General features: G+C 68.7%; 14 protein-coding genes. 9 read left to right on the top strand and 5 right to left on the bottom strand.

The window, feature by feature from the left end:
• The first annotated feature begins 26 nt into the window (after positions 1-26).
• Positions 27-1,652 (top strand): NPCBM/NEW2 domain-containing protein, encoded by a 1,626-nt coding sequence (locus ABZ345_RS11875; RefSeq protein ID WP_359845969.1) that lies wholly within the window; start codon positions 27-29, stop codon positions 1,650-1,652.
• On the opposite strand, the gene ABZ345_RS11870 is transcribed toward ABZ345_RS11875, so the two are convergent.
• Entirely contained in the window at positions 1,603-2,790 is a 1,188-nt protein-coding gene (locus tag ABZ345_RS11870) for an MFS transporter (RefSeq protein ID WP_359845966.1), read from the bottom strand. The two genes, ABZ345_RS11875 and ABZ345_RS11870, sit on opposite strands and share 50 nt — an antisense overlap.
• 200 nt (positions 2,791-2,990) lie before the next feature.
• Here ABZ345_RS11870 and ABZ345_RS11865 point away from each other — a divergent pair, with 200 nt between their 5' ends.
• On the top strand, positions 2,991-4,214 hold the full coding sequence (locus ABZ345_RS11865) for a family 16 glycosylhydrolase (RefSeq protein ID WP_359845963.1): 1,224 nt from the start codon (positions 2,991-2,993) through the stop codon (positions 4,212-4,214).
• A gap of 96 nt (positions 4,215-4,310) precedes the next feature.
• Here ABZ345_RS11865 and ABZ345_RS11860 read toward each other — a convergent pair whose 3' ends face one another.
• Positions 4,311-5,168 carry an ornithine cyclodeaminase family protein gene (locus ABZ345_RS11860; RefSeq protein ID WP_359845960.1) on the bottom strand — a complete coding sequence of 286 codons (858 nt, stop codon included), beginning with the start codon at positions 5,166-5,168 and terminating at the stop codon, positions 4,311-4,313.
• 191 nt (positions 5,169-5,359) lie between these two features.
• On the opposite strand from ABZ345_RS11860, the gene ABZ345_RS11855 reads away from it, so the two are divergent.
• Complete coding sequence (locus tag ABZ345_RS11855; protein ID WP_359845958.1) at positions 5,360-5,572, top strand: zinc finger protein; 213 nt, start codon at positions 5,360-5,362, stop codon at positions 5,570-5,572.
• Complete coding sequence (locus ABZ345_RS11850) at positions 5,554-5,796, top strand: hypothetical protein (RefSeq protein ID WP_359845955.1); 243 nt, start codon at positions 5,554-5,556, stop codon at positions 5,794-5,796. The genes ABZ345_RS11855 and ABZ345_RS11850 overlap by 19 nt, the downstream gene beginning before the upstream one ends.
• Positions 5,797-5,817: 21 nt before the next feature.
• Here ABZ345_RS11850 and ABZ345_RS11845 read toward each other — a convergent pair whose 3' ends face one another.
• A complete protein-coding gene (locus ABZ345_RS11845; RefSeq protein ID WP_359845952.1) occupies positions 5,818-6,663 on the bottom strand; it encodes a hypothetical protein in 846 nt (281 codons plus the stop codon).
• A 23-nt stretch (positions 6,664-6,686) separates the two neighbouring features.
• Here ABZ345_RS11845 and ABZ345_RS11840 point away from each other — a divergent pair, with 23 nt between their 5' ends.
• Together ABZ345_RS11840 and ABZ345_RS11835 are read left to right on the top strand one after the other, a co-directional pair.
• Positions 6,687-9,647, top strand: coding sequence for a phosphodiester glycosidase family protein (locus tag ABZ345_RS11840; RefSeq protein ID WP_359845949.1), 2,961 nt, complete (start codon positions 6,687-6,689; stop codon positions 9,645-9,647).
• A 59-nt stretch (positions 9,648-9,706) separates the two neighbouring features.
• Positions 9,707-11,368, top strand: a complete 1,662-nt coding sequence (locus ABZ345_RS11835) for a DEAD/DEAH box helicase (protein WP_359845947.1) — start codon at positions 9,707-9,709, stop codon at positions 11,366-11,368.
• Between the two features lie 366 nt (positions 11,369-11,734).
• On the opposite strand, the gene ABZ345_RS11830 is transcribed toward ABZ345_RS11835, so the two are convergent.
• Positions 11,735-13,744, bottom strand: coding sequence for an RICIN domain-containing protein (locus ABZ345_RS11830; RefSeq protein ID WP_359845944.1), 2,010 nt, complete (start codon positions 13,742-13,744; stop codon positions 11,735-11,737).
• 213 nt (positions 13,745-13,957) lie between these two features.
• Between ABZ345_RS11830 and ABZ345_RS11825 the strand changes: the two genes are divergently transcribed.
• The 3 genes from ABZ345_RS11825 (at position 13,958) to ABZ345_RS11815 (ending at position 20,076) form a co-directional block, all read left to right on the top strand.
• Positions 13,958-15,019 carry a hypothetical protein gene (locus ABZ345_RS11825; protein ID WP_359845941.1) on the top strand — a complete coding sequence of 354 codons (1,062 nt, stop codon included), beginning with the start codon at positions 13,958-13,960 and terminating at the stop codon, positions 15,017-15,019.
• 127 nt (positions 15,020-15,146) lie between these two features.
• Complete coding sequence (locus ABZ345_RS11820) at positions 15,147-19,496, top strand: hypothetical protein (RefSeq protein WP_359845938.1); 4,350 nt, start codon at positions 15,147-15,149, stop codon at positions 19,494-19,496.
• Between the two features lie 70 nt (positions 19,497-19,566).
• Entirely contained in the window at positions 19,567-20,076 is a 510-nt protein-coding gene (locus ABZ345_RS11815) for a hypothetical protein (RefSeq protein WP_359845935.1), read from the top strand.
• Here the strand turns inward: ABZ345_RS11815 and ABZ345_RS11810 are convergent.
• A complete protein-coding gene (locus tag ABZ345_RS11810) occupies positions 20,073-20,810 on the bottom strand; it encodes a methyltransferase domain-containing protein (protein WP_359845932.1) in 738 nt (245 codons plus the stop codon). The genes ABZ345_RS11815 and ABZ345_RS11810 overlap by 4 nt on opposite strands.
• Positions 20,811-20,840: the final 30 nt, after the last annotated feature.

The raw sequence follows: 20,840 nt of genomic DNA, 5'->3' as shown, positions 1-20,840 counted from the left end.
CTTCGTCAAGCGCTAGCTTGCGATGAATGAAGACCCTGCTGACCGCGCTGGCGACGTTGGCCGCCGCCGTGGTGATCCCCTCTTCTCAAGCCACCGCCCTGCCCGACGGACAGGCCCTGACCCCGCCGATGGGCTTCAACAACTGGAACTCCACCCAGTGCCGTGCCGAGTTCAACGAAACGATGATCAAGGGCATCGCGGACCTCTTCGTGTCGAAGGGGCTGCGCGACGCCGGCTACCAGTACGTCAACATCGACGACTGCTGGGCCCTGCCCTCCCGCGCGTCCAACGGCGACCTGGTGCCCGATCCGGCCCGTTTCCCCAGCGGCATCAAGGCACTCGCCGACTACGTGCACTCGAAGGGACTCAAGTTCGGCATCTACACCTCGGCCGGCACGATGACCTGCAACCCCGCCGGCTTCCCCGGCGGCCTGGGCCACGAGCACCAGGACGCGAACCTGTTCGCCTCGTGGGGTGTCGACTACCTGAAGTACGACAACTGCAACAACCAGGGCGTGGACGCCCGCACCCGCTACCGCGCCATGCACGACGCACTGCAGCGCACCGGTCGCCCGATCGTGCTGTCGGTCTGCGAGTGGGGCGAGAACCAGCCGTGGCTCTGGGCCGCGGAGACCGGGCATCTGTGGCGCACCACGGGCGACATCTCCGACAACTGGTCCTCGATGCTGTCCATCTTCAACCAGAACGCGCCTCTCGCGGGCTACGCGGGACCGGGCCGGTGGAACGACCCGGACATGCTCGAGGTCGGCAACGGAGGCATGACCGACACCGAGTACCGCAGTCACTTCTCGCTGTGGGCGATGATGGCCGCCCCGCTGCTGATCGGCTCGGACCTGCGCACCGCGACGCCCGCGACGTTGAGCATCCTCACCAACCGCGACCTGATCGCCGTCGACCAGGACCCGCTGGGCCGTGCGGGCCGGGTCGTGCGCGCCGCGGGTGGCGTTCACGTGCTGTCGCGCCCGCTCGCGAACGGCGACGTGGCCGTGGCACTGTTCAACGAGAACGCCTCCGCCACAACGATTTCGACCGATCTGCGCGAGATCGGCCTCGGCGCGGGCACCTACTCGGTCCGCGACCTGTGGACCAAGTCCGTTGACACCACAGCGAGTTCGGTGAGCGCTTCGGTACCGGGCCACGGCACGGTCGTGTACCGCTTGAGCCGCTTGTCGACGCCGTCCGCCCCGCCCGCCGGCACCACGCCGCTGTCCGACCTGGTCGAACTGCGCGCGTTCAACGGCTGGGGCCCGTTCGAGCGCAATCTCGGCAACGGCGAGCAGGTTCTCGGCGACGGTCGCACGATCACGGTGCAGGGCACCACGTTCCGCAAGGGCCTGGGCATGCACGCGTTCGGCGACGTCGAGTACCTGCTGGGCCGCCGCTGTTCCACCGTGACCGCCCAGGTCGGCGTCGACGACGAGGTCGGCGACCGCGGCAGCGTGGTGTTCCGGATCTACGTGGACGGTGTGCTGCGCGCGGACAGCGGCGTCGTGACCGGGACGGACGCGGCGAAGACCTTGCAGGCAGACGTTTCCGGAGCCTCGGAGCTGCGGCTGGCCGTGACCGATGGCGGTGACGGCTTCAACTACGACCACGCGGACTGGGCTGACGCGAAGGTGACCTGCTCCTGATGGCGACGGCGTGGCGTGCGAGGGCCGCGACCGCCATCAGGGCGACGAGTCCGCACACGCCACGCCACCCATACCGCGTGTACGCCTGCACGCCCAGCCACGACCCCACCGCGCCGCCGACGTACGCGCAGGTCATGTAGGCGGTGTTGAGGCGGCCGCGGTGGGTGTCGCTCAACGCGTACATGCGAATCGAGTTGGCCACCATGCCGCTCTGCATCGCGACGTCGAGCACGAGCGTGCCGACCACCAACGCGACCAGTTCCGTCGCGCCGAACGCGAGCACCACGGCCGAACCGATCACCGCGAGCATGCAGACGAGGTTCACCGGATCCGACCCGTACCGGTCCACGATCCGCCCGGCGACCGGGGTCGCGACCATCGTGGCCGCGTTGACCAGCGCCAGCAGCCCCACCGCCTGAGCGCCGTAGCCGTAGGCGGGCCCGGTGAGCAGCAGCGCGACGCTCCCCCACACCGCGCTGAACGCACCGAAGATCATGGCTTGATAGAAGCAGGACCTCCTGAGCTCGGGCTCGTTCCGCAGCAGCCGCAACGGTTCCCGCAGCAGGTCCGGATAGGACTGCCGGGTGTGCGGTTTCGTCTTCGGCAACGCGCGCCACAGCACCACGGCCATCACGAACGCCAGACCCGCGGCCATGAGATACGGCGCCCGCCAGTCCAGCCACTCGCCGACCGCCCCGCTGAAGGTGCGGGCGAGCAGCATCCCGCCGATCGACCCGGCGAGCATCGTCCCGCTCGCCGCACCCCGCCGTTCGGGAGCCACCATCCCCGCGACCATCGGCCCGATGATCGGCGCGATCACCGTGGCCACGCCGACCGCGACCCCGGCGGCGAAGAGCGGCCCGAACGACGGCGCGAACCCCGCGACGGCGAGGCCCGACCCGGTGACGGTGAACAACGTGGTGATCAACGGCCGGTACGGCACCCGGTCCCCCAGCGGCACCAGCAGGAAGATCCCGCACGCGTACCCGATCTGCGCCGCCGTGACCACCAGCGCCGCCCTGTCCGGTGGCAGTCGCAGCCCTTCTGCCACCAGTGGCGTGACCGCCTGCGGGAAGTACACGTTCCCGACCGCCACACCGCACGCGACGGCCAGCAGCCAGAGCATCCCCCGAGTCATTCTCCGAACCTGTCTTCCCACCCCGCCTGACCGCAAACTGTTTTCGCGGCATCGGAAACCCGCCGGTAGAAGCCTGGCTCGAGTGGGAGCGCTCTCATCTGACAAGAACATGAAAAGGTTTACACGTTGACTGAGAGTCACGGCATGACAACACTTCCGAACCACTGGGCGCACAACTAAATCCCGGAAAGGTCGGTTCGATGCAGCGACGCATCGGGACGGCCCTCGCTGCCGCCTTCCTGGTTGCCGCGGGGATCACCGTCGCCACCACCACCCAAGCTCCCCCTGCCAATGCGGCGGTGACCTGGGCCGACGAGTTCAACGCCCCCGCCGGCACAGGTGTCGACGGTGGTAAGTGGCAAATGGAAGTTGGCAACAACAACGGCAACAACCGAGAGTCGCAGTGGTACCAGGCCGGCACCTCGAACGCGGTGCACGACGGCCAGGGCAACCTCGTGATCACCGCCAAGCGCGAGAACCCCGGCAACTACAGCTGCTGGTACGGCCGGTGCGAGTACACCAGCGCCCGGATCAACACCGCGGGCAAGTTCACCCAGACCTACGGCCGGTTCGAAGCGCGGATGAAGATGCCGCGCGGCAAGGGCATCTGGCCGGCCTTCTGGATGCTGGGCGCGGACATCAACAGCGGCAACCCGTGGCCGGGTTCCGGCGAGATCGACATCATGGAGTTCCTGGGACACCAGCAGAACACCGTGTACGGCACGATCCACGGCCCGGGCTACAGCGGCGCGGGCGGCAAGTCCCACCCCTACAACGGCCCGAACTTCGCCGACGGCTTCCACAACTTCGCCGTCGACTGGCGTCCCGGCGAGATCGTGTGGTCGGTGGACGGCAACGTCTACGCCCGCAACACACCCGCCGATGTCAACGGCAACCCGTGGGTGTTCAACAAGCCGTTCTTCATCATCATCAACCTAGCGGTCGGTGGTGAGTGGCCGGGCTACCCGGACGGCAGCACGACGTTCCCGCAGCAACTCGTGATCGACTGGGTCCGCGTCTCCAACGACAGCGGCCAGCCCCCCGCGGGCGGCTCGGAGATCCACGGCATCGGCGGCAAGTGCGTCGACGTGCCCTGGGCGAACACCGCCAACGGCACGCCCATCCAGATCACGGGCTGCAACGGCAACGCCGCGCAGAAGTGGAGCCGCCCCGGCGACGGCACCATCCGGGCTCTGGGCAAGTGCCTGGACGTCAACGGCGGCGGCGTCGCGAACGGCACAGTGGTCCAACTCTGGGACTGCAACGGTTCTCCCGCCCAGCAGTGGGCCGTCAGCGGAGCACAGGACATCGTGAACCCGCAGGCCAACAAGTGCCTGGACGCAGTGGGAGGCTCCTCGGCCGACGGCACGAGACTCCACATCTGGGACTGCCTGGGCGTCGCCAGCCAGAAGTGGCAGGTATGAGGTTTCTCCCGGCCGGGTAGCGCATGACCTGGCCGGGAGAATCACCGCGCTGGACGAGAACCCCTGCGGCGGAAGGGTTCGCGTCCAGCGCATCTGCTATGCCAGCAGTCGTGCGACCGCCCAGTCCTGCACCGCGACACCGACCGACTTGAACACCGTGCGCCCCTCGCGCAACGGCGGGTTCCCCAGCGCGGCACCGAGCTCGACCAGCGACTCCAGCCGCAACACCCCGGACTGCACCGCCCGGATGATCTCCCCGGCCTCGCTCAACGCGGCCTCGACCTGGTCCACCACAACGACTTCCGCCGACTCGAGCAGCGCCTGCGGCAGCTCCCGCATCACCGGCCGGTACGAGCCGATCGCGTTGACGTGCACCCGTTCCTTCAACGCGTCGCAGGAGAACAGCGGCATCGTCGACGCCGTCGCGCAGCACACGACGTCCGCGTCCCGAACGGCTTCCTCCGCGTCCAGCGCCACGTCCATCACGGTGTCCGGCAGCTCGTCCTTCAGGCTTTCCAGCAGCGCTTCGGCTTTCTTCGCGTTGCGGTTGAACACCAGGAGCTTCTTCAACGGCCGCACCACGTGCACGGCCCGCACCTGGTCCGCCGCCTGCGCCCCGGCCCCGAGCAACGCGAGGTGCGACGCGTCCTCGTCGGCCAGCAGATCCGTTGCCACACCGACGACAGCGCCCGTCCGCAACGTGGTCAGCGGCACCGCGTCCGTGACGAACTGCCCGTCCGGGTCCGAGTAGACGACCGTGCCGGTGATCACCGGGTCGCGCTCGATCTCGAGGCTGAGCACCTTGACCGCCGTGGACGTCGTCGGCCGGTGGTGCACCGTCATCACGAGCGAGCGGCTGTCGCTGAACGCCTGCCGCGGCGGCAGCTCGAACTCCCCCGCCGTCAGCCCGATGAACGCTGCGCGGACGGCTTCGATCGCTGCGGGCATGGTCATGGTTCGGATGGTAACGACCGGGCCCCGGCCGGGCTCCGCGGCCCGTCACCCCGGCCACCCGACGTGCCCTGGGTGAGTTCGACCTGCACTGGCGCACCGGTTCCGGAACCCATTGCCGCGCAGCCGGATGCGCCGTGCGACACGCCCCGAGATCGCTAGCTTGGAGTTCTTCCAAGCGCGACCCTGATTCTGTGAAGTTTCGTTGGATGCCCCACGAGGGGCGGCGTCACGCCATCCCCGACGAGCTGGCCAGGGGGCAGCTCGTCGAGGCGCTGTGCGGTGATCCTGTTGTGCCGCAACAGGTCAGCCTCTGGCGCGACAAGAACGTCTGGCCGACGTGCTGGGACTGCGACGGTGTCTGGCGAGAGAACGAGGGGATCCTGCCATGGCCGCGGAAATCCTGACGGAGGACTTGCTCCGCATATCTCTTCAACGGCTCTCGCGTGAGGTGGTGAAGACTTATCCACAGTTCGGGGAGATGCTCGCGCAAAACATGTTGCGCACGTGCGGCCTGATGCCCGACATCGCGCGTGCGGAGCACTATCGGGAGCTCGGCACGCTTCTGATCGACCTTGGCCGGCTGTACCTGGCCGAGGCCGACGCGCTCTCCACCGTCGAGGGCACTTGAAGAACTGGCAGCGACACCCCACTAGACCGACATCACGACGGCGCGGCCGTTGGTGTCGAACTCGTGCGCCAACACCGTCAGCGCCTGACCACCGGCGGCCCACGCCGCCGTCCAGGTGAGGCATTCCGCCGCGCCGTTGCCACCGCGCTCGACCAGGTCAACGCCGATCTCGTCGAGCCACTCCCACGACGTCCCGCCGACGCCTGCGAGGAACGCCTCGTCCCACGTACGCACCAGTTCGCGGATCGTGCCCTCAGCACGTGCCCGTTCGTTCACCGACTTGATCCACGCCTGCCGCTCCTCCTCCGTGAGCACCGCGCCCGTCTCGGGCTCGCGGAATCCCGGCAGGTCGTGCGCCAGGCCGCCCGAACCCACGTACAGCACCCGCTTGTCCTCGAAGAACGAGCCGACGCGGCGTCCCAGCGACGCCGCGCGGCGGAAGGACGCGTGCGGTGGTGAGGCGCAGTTGATGAAGATCGGCAGAATCGGCCGGGCGGAGATCGAGCCCAGCAGGTCGCGGGCCGTGTGGCCGAACGCGTGGTCCAGCGCGGCCTCGTAGGCGGTCGCGATGTCGAAGTCGTGCGACACCAGGTCGGCCACCAACTCGCGGCCGAGCGACGAAGGCACGTCATACGCACCGGAAGGCCCGGCGACGTCGCCTTGAGCGGTGGCCGACAGCACCACCGCGAAGGTGGGCACGACCGAACGAAACGCACGGCGGTGGTCCGTGCCGAAGAAGACCACGAGCTCCGGGTCGAACTCCGCGACGGCCGCAGCAGCGTCGGCGATCGCCGCGCGCACCGGACCGTGAGGCGCGCTCGGCAGAGTGATCAGGTGCGAGGAGCAGACCGTTAGGCATTTCTTCACCGGGCCAGTCTAAGTTCCACCGCGTGACGAGACGTGCACTTGCGGTGATCATCACCGCTGCGTTCCTGGCGCCCGTTTCCCCTGCTCACGCCGACATCAGCCGACGCATCGAGACCGAGCGGACCGAGAGACCGGTCGCTCCCGGCGTCACCCTCAGCTCCTTCGACTGGTACCGGCCCGATGGCTGGGTCCGCGGCGACGCGCTCGCCGTCGACCTCGGCCAGGCCAAGGTCGGGTACGTCGACAACGGCACTGTGGCGCAGGCCGCTCCCCTGTCCAGACAGACGCCCAGGGCAGTGGCGGCGATCAACGGCGATTTCTTCGACCTCAACAACAGCAACGCGCCCGAGGGCGTCGGCGTCCAGGACGGGCAGCTCAGGAAGTCCGGACGAGGACGCGCGGTCGGCATCGACGCGGCCGGCGTGGGCAGCGTGATGGAGACCTTCTTCGAGGGCACGCTCAACGGCACGCACAAGCTGACGCAGCTCAACAGCGCGAAGATCGACGTGGACGGCATCGTCCAGAAGATCGGCAGCCCGAGCGCGGAGCCCGTCGAGGGCTACGCGCTGGTGGGCCGCGACAAGGGCGCCGACGTGCTCAAACAGCTCAAACCCGGCGACAGACTGGAGATCAGGTACCAGAGCCGCACCAGCAACGGCAGCCAGCCGCGGACGGCGATCGGCGGACGCCAGCTGCTGGTCGAGAACGGCAAGAACGTCGCCCCGGCCGACCCGCTGCACCTGCGCACCGCCCGGCAGGGCGCGTTCCTGCTCGGCCTGAACCTCCGCGACCTCGCCGACGCCATGATCGAGCTCGGCGCGCACAACGCCCTCAACCTCGACGGCGGCGGCTCGTCGACCATGCTCGCGCGCGAAGCCGGCACCACCGAGCTCAAGGTCGTCAACACCCCGTCGGACGGCGGCGAGCGGCCCATCCCCAACGGCCTCGCCCTCTACGCGCCCGGTGGCACCGGCAGGCTCGTCGGGTTCGACGTTCAGACCGCGGACAAGCGCGTCTTCCCCGGCATGACACGCCGCATGACCGTGCACGGTTACGACGAGACGTACGGTCCCGCCACCAACAACGAGCACACCACGCGCGCAACGGGCGGCTGGGCCATCGGGGACACCTTCCACGCGGCACCACACGGCGGAGGAGCGAGCTTCACGGCGTTCCGAGGCGTCACCACCAAAACCACCAAGCTGACCGTGCTGGGCAAGCGGGCGAGACTCGCACCACGGATCAGCCTGCATCCGGACGAGCGGAAACCGTTGCAGATCAACGGTTTCGACGCCAAGGGCTTCAGCGCGCCGATCGAACGCGCCGACCTCGACCTCAGCTACGACTGCTCGGTCGTCGAAGTCACGCCGGACCTGCAGATCCGCGCGCTCAAAGCCGGCGCCACCACCATCAGGGCACGGGCACAGGGCAAGGAGACCCAGCTCGCAGTCACCGTCGGCGCCGTGGAACAGCCGCTCGGCACGATGGACGACGCTCCACAGTGGACCTTCGGCTCGGCACGGACGGCCGGCTCGGTGGCACCGGAACCCAACGGCCACACCGGCCAAGGCCTGAAGCTGAGCTACGACTTCACCCAGTCGACCGGCACCCGCACCGCCTACGCCGTGCCGCCGAAGCCGCTCCAGGTCGACGGGCAACCCCTGTCGCTCGGCGCCTGGGTCCACGGCAGCGGCAAGGGCGAGTGGACGGCGTTCACCGTGACGGACGCAACGGGCCAGTCAAGGTCGCTCTACGGCCCGTACATCACCTGGAACGGCTGGAGACAGCTGGAAGTCGCGGTACCGGCCGAGCTCAAGTTCCCCATCCAGGTCACCAGGTTCTACACGATCGAGACGAAAGCCGACCGCTCCTACAAAGGTGAGGTGCTCGTCGACGACATCACCGCTCGGGTCCCACCCGCGGTCACCCTGCCGCCCACACCAGAACTGCGCGAGGACGTGATCGGGAAAGCCGAGGGCTGGACGTTCGCGGTCATGTCCGACGCCCAGTTCGTGGCACGCAACCCCGACAGCGACCTGGTGAAGTCCGCCAGACGCACGCTCCAGGAGATCAAACGCTCCGGCGCCGAGTTCGTCGTGATCAACGGCGACCTGGTCGACGAGGCGTCCCCAGAGGACCTGAAGCTCGCGCACAAGATCCTCGACGAGGAACTCGCGGACTTCCCCTGGTACTACCTGCCGGGCAACCACGAGATCATGGGGCCGGGCACGATCGACAACTTCCGCCGCGAGTTCGGCGCCACCCACCGCACGTTCGACCACAAGGGCACGCGGTTCGTGCTGCTCGACTCGTCGACCGGAACCATCAGAGGCGGCGGCTTCGACCAGATGGAGATGCTCGAGCACGCACTCCGCACCACCGAGGGCCAGGCCGTCGTGATGATGCACCACCCACCGCGCGATCCCACGCCCGCGCACACGAGCCAGCTCACCGACCGCATGGAAGCGGCCTACTTCGAGAAGCTGCTGTCCGAACGCGACAAGCCGGCGACGTTCATCGGCGGGCACGTCGGCGGCTTCTTCGCATCCACAGTGGACGGAGTCCCGTACGTGGTCAACGGCAACTCCGGCAAGGCACCGGCCGAGGCGGGCGGGTTCAGCGGCTGGACGCTCGCCGGTGTCACCGACCACGGCGTGACGGCCGAGATCCGGCCCCATGTGGACTCACTCCAGGTCCACGCACCGCGCAACCTCAGGTTCGGCACGCCGGAAACGGTTGCGGCGACGCTGAAACAGGGTTCGCGGACGCTGCCGGCGAAGTATCCGATGAACGCGGTGTGGGAAGGGTCACCCGGTCTGCACGTGGGCGACGCGTCCGGACTGAGGCCCTGGCACGTGGCGTGGCTCGATCCCGGTACCGGGCTGCTCACCGCGATAAGGCCTGGTCAGGTCAAGATCTCCGTGACGGTGAACGGCGTGACGAGCGGCGCCGACGTCCGCGTCGACCTGCGGGAGGTGGCCTGACCTGGCCTGAACCAGAGCTGGGTGAGTGCGATGTCGGGCGGTGGGGGAAGATACTCGTCATGACCACCGCCGACAACGGTTTCGCCGACCTGGGGCTCAGGCCCGACATCCTCAACGCTCTCACCACCCTGGGCTACGAGGAGCCGACGCCGATCCAGAGTGAAGCGATCCCGCCGCTGCTCGCGGGCAACGACCTGCTGGGCCAGGCGGCCACGGGCACGGGCAAGACGGCGGCGTTCGCGCTGCCGCTGCTCGAGCGCATCGCCGACCGGATCGGCAAGGGTGAGAAGCCGCTCGCCCTCGTGCTCGCGCCGACCCGTGAGCTGGCGGTGCAGGTGTCCGAAGCGGTGCACCGGTACGGCCGTCACATGGGCGCGCGCGTGCTGCCGATCTACGGCGGTCAGCCCATCGGCCGTCAGCTGCGCGAGCTGTCCCGCGGCGTCGACGTGGTGGTCGCGACCCCGGGCCGCGCGATCGACCACCTGCAGCGCGGCACGCTGCAGCTCGGCGACCTGCGGATGGTCGTGCTCGACGAGGCCGACGAGATGCTCGACATGGGCTTCGCGGAGGACATCGACGCGATCCTCGCCGAGGCGCCCGCGGAACGGCAGACCGTGCTGTTCTCGGCCACGATGCCGCCGCGCATCAACCGCATGGCCAAGAGCCACCTGCGCGAGCCGGTGCTGATCCAGATCGAGCGCGAGAAGACCGAGCCGGGCGAGGCCCCGCGCGTCCGGCAGACCGCGTACCTGGTGCGCCGCGAGCACAAGCCCGCCGCCCTGGGCCGCGTCCTGGACGTCGAGGCGCCCACCGCCGCCGTCGTCTTCTGCCGCACGCGCGACGAGGTCGACCAGCTCACCGAGACCCTGAACGGCCGCGGCTACCGCGCCGAGTCGCTGCACGGCGGCATCAGCCAGGAGCAGCGCGACCGCGTGATGGCCCGCCTGCGCGGCGGCACCGCCGACCTGCTGGTGGCCACCGACGTCGCGGCCCGCGGCCTCGACATCGAGCAGCTCACGCACGTCGTCAACTACAACGTGCCGTCCGCCCCCGAGGCGTACACGCACCGCATCGGCCGCGTGGGCCGCGCCGGCCGTGAGGGCGTCGCGATCACCCTGGTCGAGCCGCGCGAGAACTCGATGCTCAAGACCATCGAGCGCGTCACCAAGACCAAGATCCCGATGGAGAAGGTCCCGACGGTCGCCGACCTGCGCGCCCGGCAGCTGGAGCTGACCCGCTCGTCGCTGCAGGAGTCGCTGATGGAGGACGACCTCAGCCGCTTCCGCGTGGTCGTCGAGACCCTGGCCGACGAGTTCGACGTCATGGACATCGCCCTCGCCGCCGTGAAGCTGGCCCACGAGGCCTCCGGTGCCGCCGCCGACGAGGAGGAGATCCCGGAGGTCCGCCCGCGCGAGGACCGCCCGCGCCGCGAAGGCGCCCCCGCCGGCCCCCGCCGCGAGCGCCGCGGCCCGTCCGAGGGCATGACGAGGCTGTTCCTGGGCGCGGGCCGCTCGTCCGGCATCCGCCCGCAGGACATCGTCGGCGCCATCACCGGCGAGACGGACCTGAAGGGCCGCGACATCGGCGCGATCGAGATCGCGGACCGGTTCTCGCTGGTCGAGGTGCCCGGCACGGCGGCGAACGACGTGATCGACCAGCTGCGCGACGCCACCATCAAGGGCAAGCGCATCACGATCCGCCGCGAACGCCAGCCCCGCTGACGTCGAACGGCTCCCTCCTGGTCTGTCCAGGAGGGAGCCGTTTCGCGTTCAGGTACTCGCAGGGCAACGACGCCCCAGCCTTCAGGCTCGTGGACGATCCGCCCGACCTGCTGACCGAGCGCACAGATCTTCCGCGCCTCAGCCGCGCTGGATCTCCAGGACGGCCCGTCGAGCCGCCGCTGAAAAGCCACGACAGGTCCGCGGTACCACCCCCCGCAGCGCCAGCCGCACCAGCACCAGCCGGTGGACAAGGCGCGAGCGCGACGAACGCCGCGCCAACACGTTCTGCCACCACGCCACAGGCCGCCACAACCGAGCACGGTCTCCTCCGGAAGGTGAACCGGAGGAGACCGCGTTCAGCATCGGCTAGTAGTGCAGCGTCCACCTCTGGTTCGCGAGACCGGTGTGGTCCCACTGCTGGACGAGCGCACCGTTCTGCGTGGCGTGGCCGACCGCGTCGGCGTACTGCGCGGTCAGGACGCTCTGCAGACCGTAGGAGCCACCGGCGTCGGTGAACACGAACTGCTGCGTACCGCCGTAGTGGCATTCGAACTGGACGAGCTGGGTGCCGTTGACGAACTGGCCCCACTTCACGTCCAGGCACTTGCTGGACATGAGGTTCTTCAAGGCGTACTTGTTGTTGCCCAACGGGATGATGTCCCAGGACATCTTGCCACCGCCGACACAGTCCCACAGCTCCTGCGCGGCGAGGTCGGCCAGCGCGCCCTCGTTCGGCGTGTCCCAGAGGCCGGCGGTCTGCATGCAGCGCTCGGACTCGACGCCCTTGACCATCGCCACGCCCGCGTTCACCGACGCGAGGCCCGCGCGGTGGCTCGGGTCGATGACGCGCCAGCGCTGGTGACCGTCGTTGGTGTTGCTGTACTGGACGATGAGTGCCGCGTTGCCGGTGCCGCCGTCCTTGACCCCGGCGAACCGGCCGCTGCCGACGTTCTGCAGCTGGAACGAGCCGTCCGTGGCGTTCTCGATGAACTTCCAGAGCATGTGCGGCTGACCGTTGTCGCAGTTGTCCTGCACGACGTACTCACCGGAAATGGTCAGGCACTGCTTGGAGTTCAGGTTCTGGATCAGGTACTGACCCTCGACGACCTGGTACAGCTCCCAGACCTCCTTGGGACCACGCACGCAGTCCCACAACTCCGTGAGCTCGTTGCGCTGAGTACCCGCGCCGAACGTCTGGAGGCAGCGGCCGGAGGCGATGCCCTGCAGCTCGATCACACGACGGTGGTCCGGCTTGATCCGGTCGCGCTTGCGGGCCTCGTACTGGCCGGTGTTGAGGAACTTGTTGCGCTCGGTGAGGTCGCTCGCGAGCGCGGTCTTGGCCGCCATGACCAGAAACGGCAGGTAGCCGTCGCGCTCGGCCACGTCGAGAATGGCCTTGATGTCCTTCTCGGTCTGGATCGCGGCCTGCCGGTCGCGCTCCTCCAGGTCGAGCTGGTGCGCACGGTGCACGCCGGTGTAGATGAAGTCCTTGCACACCTGCTGTGTCGTGTCGTCGCAGGTGTCCATCGCGGTCTGCGCGTCGGCCTTCACCTTGCTGCCCGCCACCGCGCGGCTGATGAGCTCGTAGGTGAACTCGCGGTGGGTGATGGCCAGCTTGTCGTTGGAGATCGCCCCACCCCTGGTGACCAGGCCCCAGGCAGCGGCGCGCTTGTCGGCGTCGAGCTTCTTGCGGTCCGCCTCTTCCTTCTCCCGCAAGGCCTGCTCGGTGCGGCGGTCGCGGTCGCGTTGCCGTGCCGCGAAAATCCCGGTGACGATGAACGCCTGGCGCTGCTCGTCGGTGGAGATCGGCGTCAGCACGCCGGCCGCGGCGGTCCGCACCTCCGGGTCCTTGGCGTCGGTGGTCCGTTCCCAGATGCGGAACACGAACTCCTTGAGGTCGACCCTCAGATCGGCCTGCGTGACGTTGTTCCAGCTGACGACCTCGGCGGCCCTGGTGCGTTCCTCGGCGCGCTGGGCCCTGTTCAGACGTTCCACCAGGTCAGCCTGGTGCGCGGGGAAGATGCCTTCGGTGATGAAGCGGTAGCACGAGGTGTTGTCACGCGACTGGGCCCGGAACGCTTCCGACGCGGTCTGCTTGACCTTGGCGTCGTCGAGCACGTCCGCGGTGTCCCACAGGAAGATGACGAAGTCGATGTCCGTCATCCGCGCCATGTCGGGTGTGAGCTGGATTTTGAGCTGACGGGCGGCGGCGGCCTTCTGGTCGGGGCTCGACTCCGGCGCCGCCTGCTGTGCGGCGAGTGCGAGCCGCGGATCGGCCGATGCGGCGGAGGCCATCGGGCCGGACACGAAGGTGGAGACGACCGCGAGCGCGGCGATAGCGCGCAGGCAGCGGCCGCCCAGACTGGATCTGGACAAGATTCAGGTCCCCCAGGACTTGTAGGGCATCACAACGGTTTTGTTGGCCAGACCCCCCAGCCTGCCGGATGCCGTGGTGGACTTTGGCACGACGCGAACACGCTCCGCAAGGTTAGTGACTTGCATCACATTGGGTGGCACTGCGGGCGCGTGCTAGAACGTCGTTGGGCGAGTGCGCCCGCACCATCTGCTGTGTCCTGGGGGGATTCATACATGGGGCGTCATACTTTGCTGCGCGCGTTTTTGGCCGTGGCACTGGCTTTCAGCACGGTGATAGCGACCGGTGCGACATCCGCGGTGACCGAGGCGAGTGCCGCCGCCGCAACCGATCTGGCGACGACCAAGCGCGACTTCGCTCGCCGGGTCGCGTTCGAGAACCCGGTGCCCGAGGTGAGCGCCGAAGCGTGGAACGCGTTGCTGAGCAACCGCGGCGACGCGGCGATCAACGACTTCTTCAGCACCGGCTGGGCCGAGGCGTTGAAGCGCGCGGCGAAGCGCATCGAGCTGAACAACTGGTATGTCAACGACATCTTCAAGTACGCGATCCCCGGCAGTCATGTGTACCGGGCGACGGAGAACGCTCTCCTGGGCACGGACAACGACCGAGACCTGTTCGTGCGCCTCGGCTACGACGAGGCCAAGGAACGCGATCGCGCCGACGACAACAAGCGCGACGAGCGACTCGCCCGGCTGTCCAAAGAGGACCGCGACTTCGTCACCCAGCTGGCGAACAACGATCCCGGCATCCAGGTGAAGGCCGCCGCTCAGCGCGCGATCACCGGCAGCGACACCTCGATCAGCCTGTTCTTCAAGTACCACTGGGCGATCGGGGCCAAGCTGGACGACGAGCGCTTCCGCCGCGAGACCCACGAGCGCAACCAGGACTTCCTGCGCACGATCGAGGCCCTGCAACGGTCCGCGCTGGCCGCCGAGGCCGCCGAACGCGAGGCGAGCGGCGAGTTCGCCCGCAAGCACCGCCAGGACGCCATCACCAACTGGGAGGCGGCCGACGAGGCCGCCAGGAAGAACTCGGTCGACTGGCTGGCCGAGCAGGCCAAGGCCGACGCGCAGGCGGCCGCCTGGCACCGGATCGCCGAGCTCGCCCGCACCGCACCGTCCGAACAGGACTGGGACGAGGTGCTCCGGCGCGCCGGCGAGGGCAACACCTCGTGGGCGGACGAAGCGGCGGAGGCCGTCAGGTGGGCGGACACCTGGAAGGCCATGGCCGAGGACATGCGCAAGAAGGCGGACGCCGCGAAGGAACGAGACCACTGACCACCGCCGCCTGAAAGGCAATCGCAACAACGAGAGCGGATGGCCGCGGCCATCCGTGACCTGGGGGAACCACAACAAAATGAGAAGATCACCATCCAGTGCCGCCTCGCTGCGGCACCGGTCAGTGATGGCCGTCATCATCACGGTGGTGCTGGCGTTGCTGGGCAGCACCGCGCCCGCGATCGCCACACCACAACAGTTCTCGCCGCGGCAGGTGACCGCGGCCGACGAGCCGCCACCGGAGCCCGTCGACGAGGAGTACGAGTTCTACAAGCAACTCGTGCAGGACATCGCCGACCACGCCGAGGACGTCGAGGTCCGCGACGCCGCGACGGCGGCACTTGCCGTCGGCACCAAGGAGAAACTGGTCTGGTTCCTCGACCACGGCCAGGCCGAGGCGAAGGCGCGGGCCGACCAGCGCAAGGCCGCGGAGAACGCGGAGAACCGCAAGAAGGTCCAGGAGTGGGCCCGGACGGGCGGCCCGAACGTCAGGGCGGACGCGCAGGCCGCGTTGGACGCCGGTGACCGGGCGATCCGGAACTTCGTGGCCTTCGGCTACGAGATCGCGCTGAAGAAGGACAGGCAGCAGGCCGAGGACGACAAGGCCGAGCAGGACCGGACCATCGCCCGTGTCCGCGACATGGTCGCCATGGGCGGCCCGCAGGTGAAGATCGAGGGCGAGGCGGCCCTCGCCACCCGCGACTACGCGGTGATCCGCGAGTTCTACATGACCGGCTACCAGGTGGCGAACCAGCGCGACCACGACCTCGAGGCCGTCATCCTCAAGGCGCTGGAGGACCGCAACAAGGCGGTCACCGAGCTCGACCAGCTGGCCAGGAAGTGGGAGGAAGCCGCCAAGGCTCGCGCGGAGATCATGCGCGCGAACATCGACGCGGTGCAGACGCTGGAAGACGGCGTCTACGCCATGCAGCGGGCGCTCAAGGCCGCACACCGGGCGGACGAGATCTTCCGCGAGGACAAGCCGGGCAGGGCACACGGCCAGCTCGGCCGCAACGAGGACATCGACGTCCAGCGTGCGCGTGCCACCGAGGAGGCCGCCAGCGCCGCCCGCATCGCGGAACGAGCGCAGGAAGCCGTCATCCGGGCGCAGAACGCCGCGATCCGGTTGGTGGACAACGGGATGACCGACGGCCGGGAGTGGGCCAAGGTCGCCTTCGGCGTCGGCAACGCCGTGCAGGCCATGGCGCTCGCGGCGAAGACGTCCCAGCACGCGGCCGAGGCCACCCTGGCCGACAGCCGTGCGCTCGACGCCGACCGCAACGCGCAGGAGCACGCCGAGAACGCCAAGAAGTACCTGGAGGAGGCCAAGCGCCAGGAGCAGAAGGCGATCGAGCTCGCGAACGCGGCGCAGATCCAGCACGACATCGCGCTCGCCGCACGCGACAGGGCCAAGGCCCAGAAGGACCTCGCCGCGGCGAAGGCCAACCAGGCGAAGAGTCATGCCGCGAGCGCCCGCACTCACCGGGTGAACGCGCAGAACGCCGCCGCGAACGCGAACGCGACGGCCCAGGCCGCCATCGAGGCGAACAACAACGCGATCAAGCACAAGATCAACATGGACGCGGCCATCGCCCGCCGCGACGCGATCGCCAAGGACGTCGACCGCTCGGAGAAGATCTTCGGCAAGCACGTCTCCGCCTACAACCAGCTCCAGCGGGACCTGGCGGTAGCGAAGAAGAAGGCCGAGGAGAACGGCGGCACGGCCTGGGACGAGTACCACGCCATCGAGCGGGAGACCAACGCCGCCAAGGCGTCCGCCGACCAGGCGGAGGGATGGGCGAACCGGGCAAGGGAGTCGGCGGCCGCCGCACAGGCGGAGGCCGCCGCGGCGACGCAGGCCGCCAACGAGGCCAACGCGGCCGCGGTGCGGGCCGGCAAGGCGGCCACCGAGGCACGCCGAGCCGCTGACGACACGCACCGGCTCGCACTGGAGTCCGCCAGCGCCGCGATCGCGACCAAGGACGCGGCCGAGAAGGTCCGCTCCGAGGCCGAGGAGTCGATGACCGAGGCCAACGAGGCCGTCTACCAGTCCGTGGTCGCGGACCGGGCGGCTTCGGCGGCGAGCGCGGCCGCCCAGCTGATGGTCGACCCGGCCAGCGTCGCGGAGTCGGTGCTCAGGCCGCTCGCGGCCATCAACGCCGACGCCCGCCGGGCGCTGAAGGCGGTGTCCGAGGCGCTCGTCATCGGCGAGGAGCAGTCACGGGCGGCACGGGACAAGGCAGCGGAGGCCGCCGCCGCGGCGATCCACGCCCGCAAGGTCGCGGACGAAGCGGAAGCGACCATCAAGCCGGCCCTGGTGGCAGCGGCGAACGCGGCGGACGCGGCCAACCGGGCGGCGGGTCTCGCGGTCGAGGCCAATGACGCGGCGAACGCGGCCGCTCAGTACGCGGGCGACGCGTCGAAGTCCGCGGTCACCGCCTCGCAGTGGGCGGGTTCGGCTCGTGCCGACGCCGCGACCGCGGGCAACGCCGCCAACGCGGCCGCGGCCTCTGCGGCGACCGCCCGTTCCGCGGCGGAACAGGCGGAGAACATCCGCGCGTGGGCGTTCAACACGGCGACGAAGCTCACCGAGTTCAAGGACAAGATCGCCGAACGGCTCTCCCAGGTCACCGACATCAACGAGCGGTACCGGGAAGCGCTGCGCCTGGCCCAGGAGGCGCAGGCCAAGCGCGAGGAGATGAACCGCCAGACCGTCGAGGGCATGATCGGCCTGCTCCAGTGCACGAGGAACCTCAACGGTCCGGCGTGCAAGAAGCTGCGCGACTGGGCCGGAGACAAGATCGGCGCCGGCGTCGACGCCGCGACGAGGCACTTCACCGACGCGGGCGAGTGCGTGGCCAACGGCAACAAGGAGGCCTGCGACAGGTTCACGCAGGACCTCAAGAACATCGCCCAGTTCCAGGTCGACATCGCGATCGGGTTCGGCGAGGCCGCGATCAGCCCGGTCATGTCGATCATCGAGGTCAGCAAGTGCGCCTACCAGGGCGTGGCCGAGAGCGACTGGTCCAAGTGCTGGGACATGCTGGCCGAGGTCAAGTACAACCTCACGAACCCCTACACCTGGATCAACCTGGAGGAGTGGCAGACCCGCCCGGGCAAGGCGCTCGGCGGCACGGTCTTCGACCTGGGCGTCACCGCGCTGACGTTCGAGACCGGCGGCACCGGCGGCGCGGTCTGGAAGGCGGTCCGGACAGTCGCCCGCAAGGTCGACGGCGGCACCGGCCGACTGTCGAACAAGCTCGCGGAACTGGACGCCTTCGCGGTCAAGCTGCACCAGTCCTTCCGCGACGTGCTGCGGGACTCGGTGGGCGACATCCCCGGCCTGCGTCTCCTCTTCGACGGTGACAAGGCCAAGTTCGACAGTTCCATCGCCATCGTCGACGGCAAGCTCTACCGGGTCGAGCCGTTCGAGGTGAACGTGCCCGGCGGCACCAACCTGCCCAACGGCACGAAGGTCAGGCTGGAAGGCGGCACGCTCAAGCTCGAGAACGGTGTCGCGAAGGTCGAAGACGCCCAGGTGCGGACGGAGCCGCCGAAGACGTGCGTGGCGAGCGTGATGGCCCGCGCGGCAGCCGACCCGGGTTGCGGTCCCAACGGCCCGGACCCGGCAGACGTTCCCGACCGGACGACCGACGGCGCGATCGGGTCGAACGGCGACTACAAGCAGTCAGTCGACCTCGCGTACGTGCAGAACGAGCGGGGCGACAACCTCAGCCTCGGCTTCTTGCCCATCGAAGTGTCCAAGAAGGACATCGAATGGCTCGTTGAAAACCGGGTGAAGCGGGCCAAGGCCGCGGAACCCGAGGTCACGCCCATCATCGAGCGCATTGCCAGGGACAAGGGCAGGAACGAGGGCCTCGACACCAAGTTCAAGGACGCGAATCCCGTCAAGGACGAGCACGGCAATCCGATCGAGGGCATGCCGTCCGCGTCGAGCCTGCGCAAGTTCTTCGAAGAGCGGATGCCTGACAAGCCGCTGAGCGAAGGCGGCCGGTGGAAGACACCGGACGAGGTGCAGAAGAAGATGAACGACTCGCTCCGCTACACCATCGTCTACCCGGACAAGGACTACACGAACCAAACCCAGAAAGCGATCAACCAGCTCCGCGACGAGTTCGGAGCACCGGTGAAGTTCAGCAACTTCTGGCCGGAACAGGTCGGCGGCGCCTACGCCGGCATCAACATCACTTTCACCGCGAAGAACGGCCTGCCGTTCGAGGTGCAGTTCCACACGGATGACAGCTACAAGGCCAAGAGCGACGAGCACGGCAACTACGACAAGAAGCGCAAACTGCGGGCCGCGCTGGAGTATCTCAAGGTGAGGGAGATGCCCAAGGACGAACGTACTACCTGGACGGACCTCCTCGAGACAGCGATCGAAGCGAAAAACCAGGAAGCCAAGGCTTTCTTCAACAAGATCGAGCCCCCGTTGAACGCGCATAAGATCAAGCCGTAAGCAAACCCTGGACGCGCCTTCGGACAGCTGGTCCGGAGGCGCGTTCCGCCTCAGCGAAACGAGGTCGGAAGTGAACCGGCGGTACGAGTACTACGCCATGCTCACCGAGATCCGCCCCGAGCTCGACGACCCTGCCGGGGTCGTCCGCCGGTGGACCGACGAAGCCGGCCAGACACATGACGAGCGTTACTCACGGCGCCTTGTCTGGGAGCCCACCGGCGACCTCGCCATGGTCGAGAACGGCTACCAGGGAGCCTGGGCACGTCCGATCTCCGCGGAGGCGGTGACGGCGTTCGAAGCGATCCAGCACACCCGTGTCCACGCCAATGACCCGGTGGACGGCAGGTTCTCGTACTTCGCGCAGGTCGACGAGGACCACCCGCTGGACAACCCGAAGGCCGTGGTCCGCACCTGGACCGCCCCGAACGGCAGCGACAAGGAACAGACGCACACCCCCGGTCCCGGTCATGGCTGGGAGACCAGCTATCTGCGGGACGACATGTTCCACGGCCGCGACCGCGGCGAGCTGGTGCCGATCAGCGAGGAAGCCGCGCTCCGGTACATCGAAGCCGCGGATTAACCGGGCTTGCGCGCCTCGATCAGGAACCGCGTCGAGGTGCAGACGAACTCGCCGTGCTCCTGGATGTGCTCGTGCATGTCCAGGAGCCGGTCCCGATGCCCCTCCACGGTGAATCCCGGCACGGTCCACAACACCTTGCGCAGGAAGTGCACGACCGCGCCGACGTCGAAGAACGCCACCCGCAACGACACCGGCTCCAGCCGAAGCACCTTCAGCCCCGCAGCCTCGGCCGATGCACGTGCGCGCTCAGTGCTGCGAGCATCGCTCACCGGCTGCGGCCCCATCATGAAGTCGGTCAGACCGCTGTTCGTCCCGGCGCCGATCTGCTGCGAGAAGTAGGTGCCGCCCGGCCGCAGCACCCGCGCGATCTCCGCCCACGGCGTCACGACCGGGTGCCTGCTGATGACCAGGTCGAAGACAGAGGAGCGGAACGGCAGCGGGCCGGCGTCCGGTGCCTGCACGACCAACGGCAGCTTCCGCGACGCCACCAGCGCGTTGGGCGGCCACGACTCGGTGGCGGCCATCAGCGGTGGCAGGACAGCCGAAGCCGTCACCTCTCCCCCGCCGGTCTGCAGGTCCAGCGCCGACTCCACCGCCGCGAGCCGGGCAGCGATCAACGACGCGTAACCCCATGGCGGGCGTTCCTCGGTGGCGCGGCCGGCGAACCAGGAGAAGTCCCAGCCCTCCAGCGGTACCGCCGCTCCCTCTGCCACCAGCTCTTCGAAGATCCCCATGAGCCGAACGTAATGGCGGCACCTGCCCGT

This window comes from Lentzea sp. NPDC005914 (assembly GCF_040629405.1).
Lineage (GTDB): Bacteria > Actinomycetota > Actinomycetes > Mycobacteriales > Pseudonocardiaceae > Lentzea.
The sequence above is the reverse complement of the archived record's forward strand: the minus strand, read 5'-3'. Positions and strand labels throughout refer to the sequence as shown.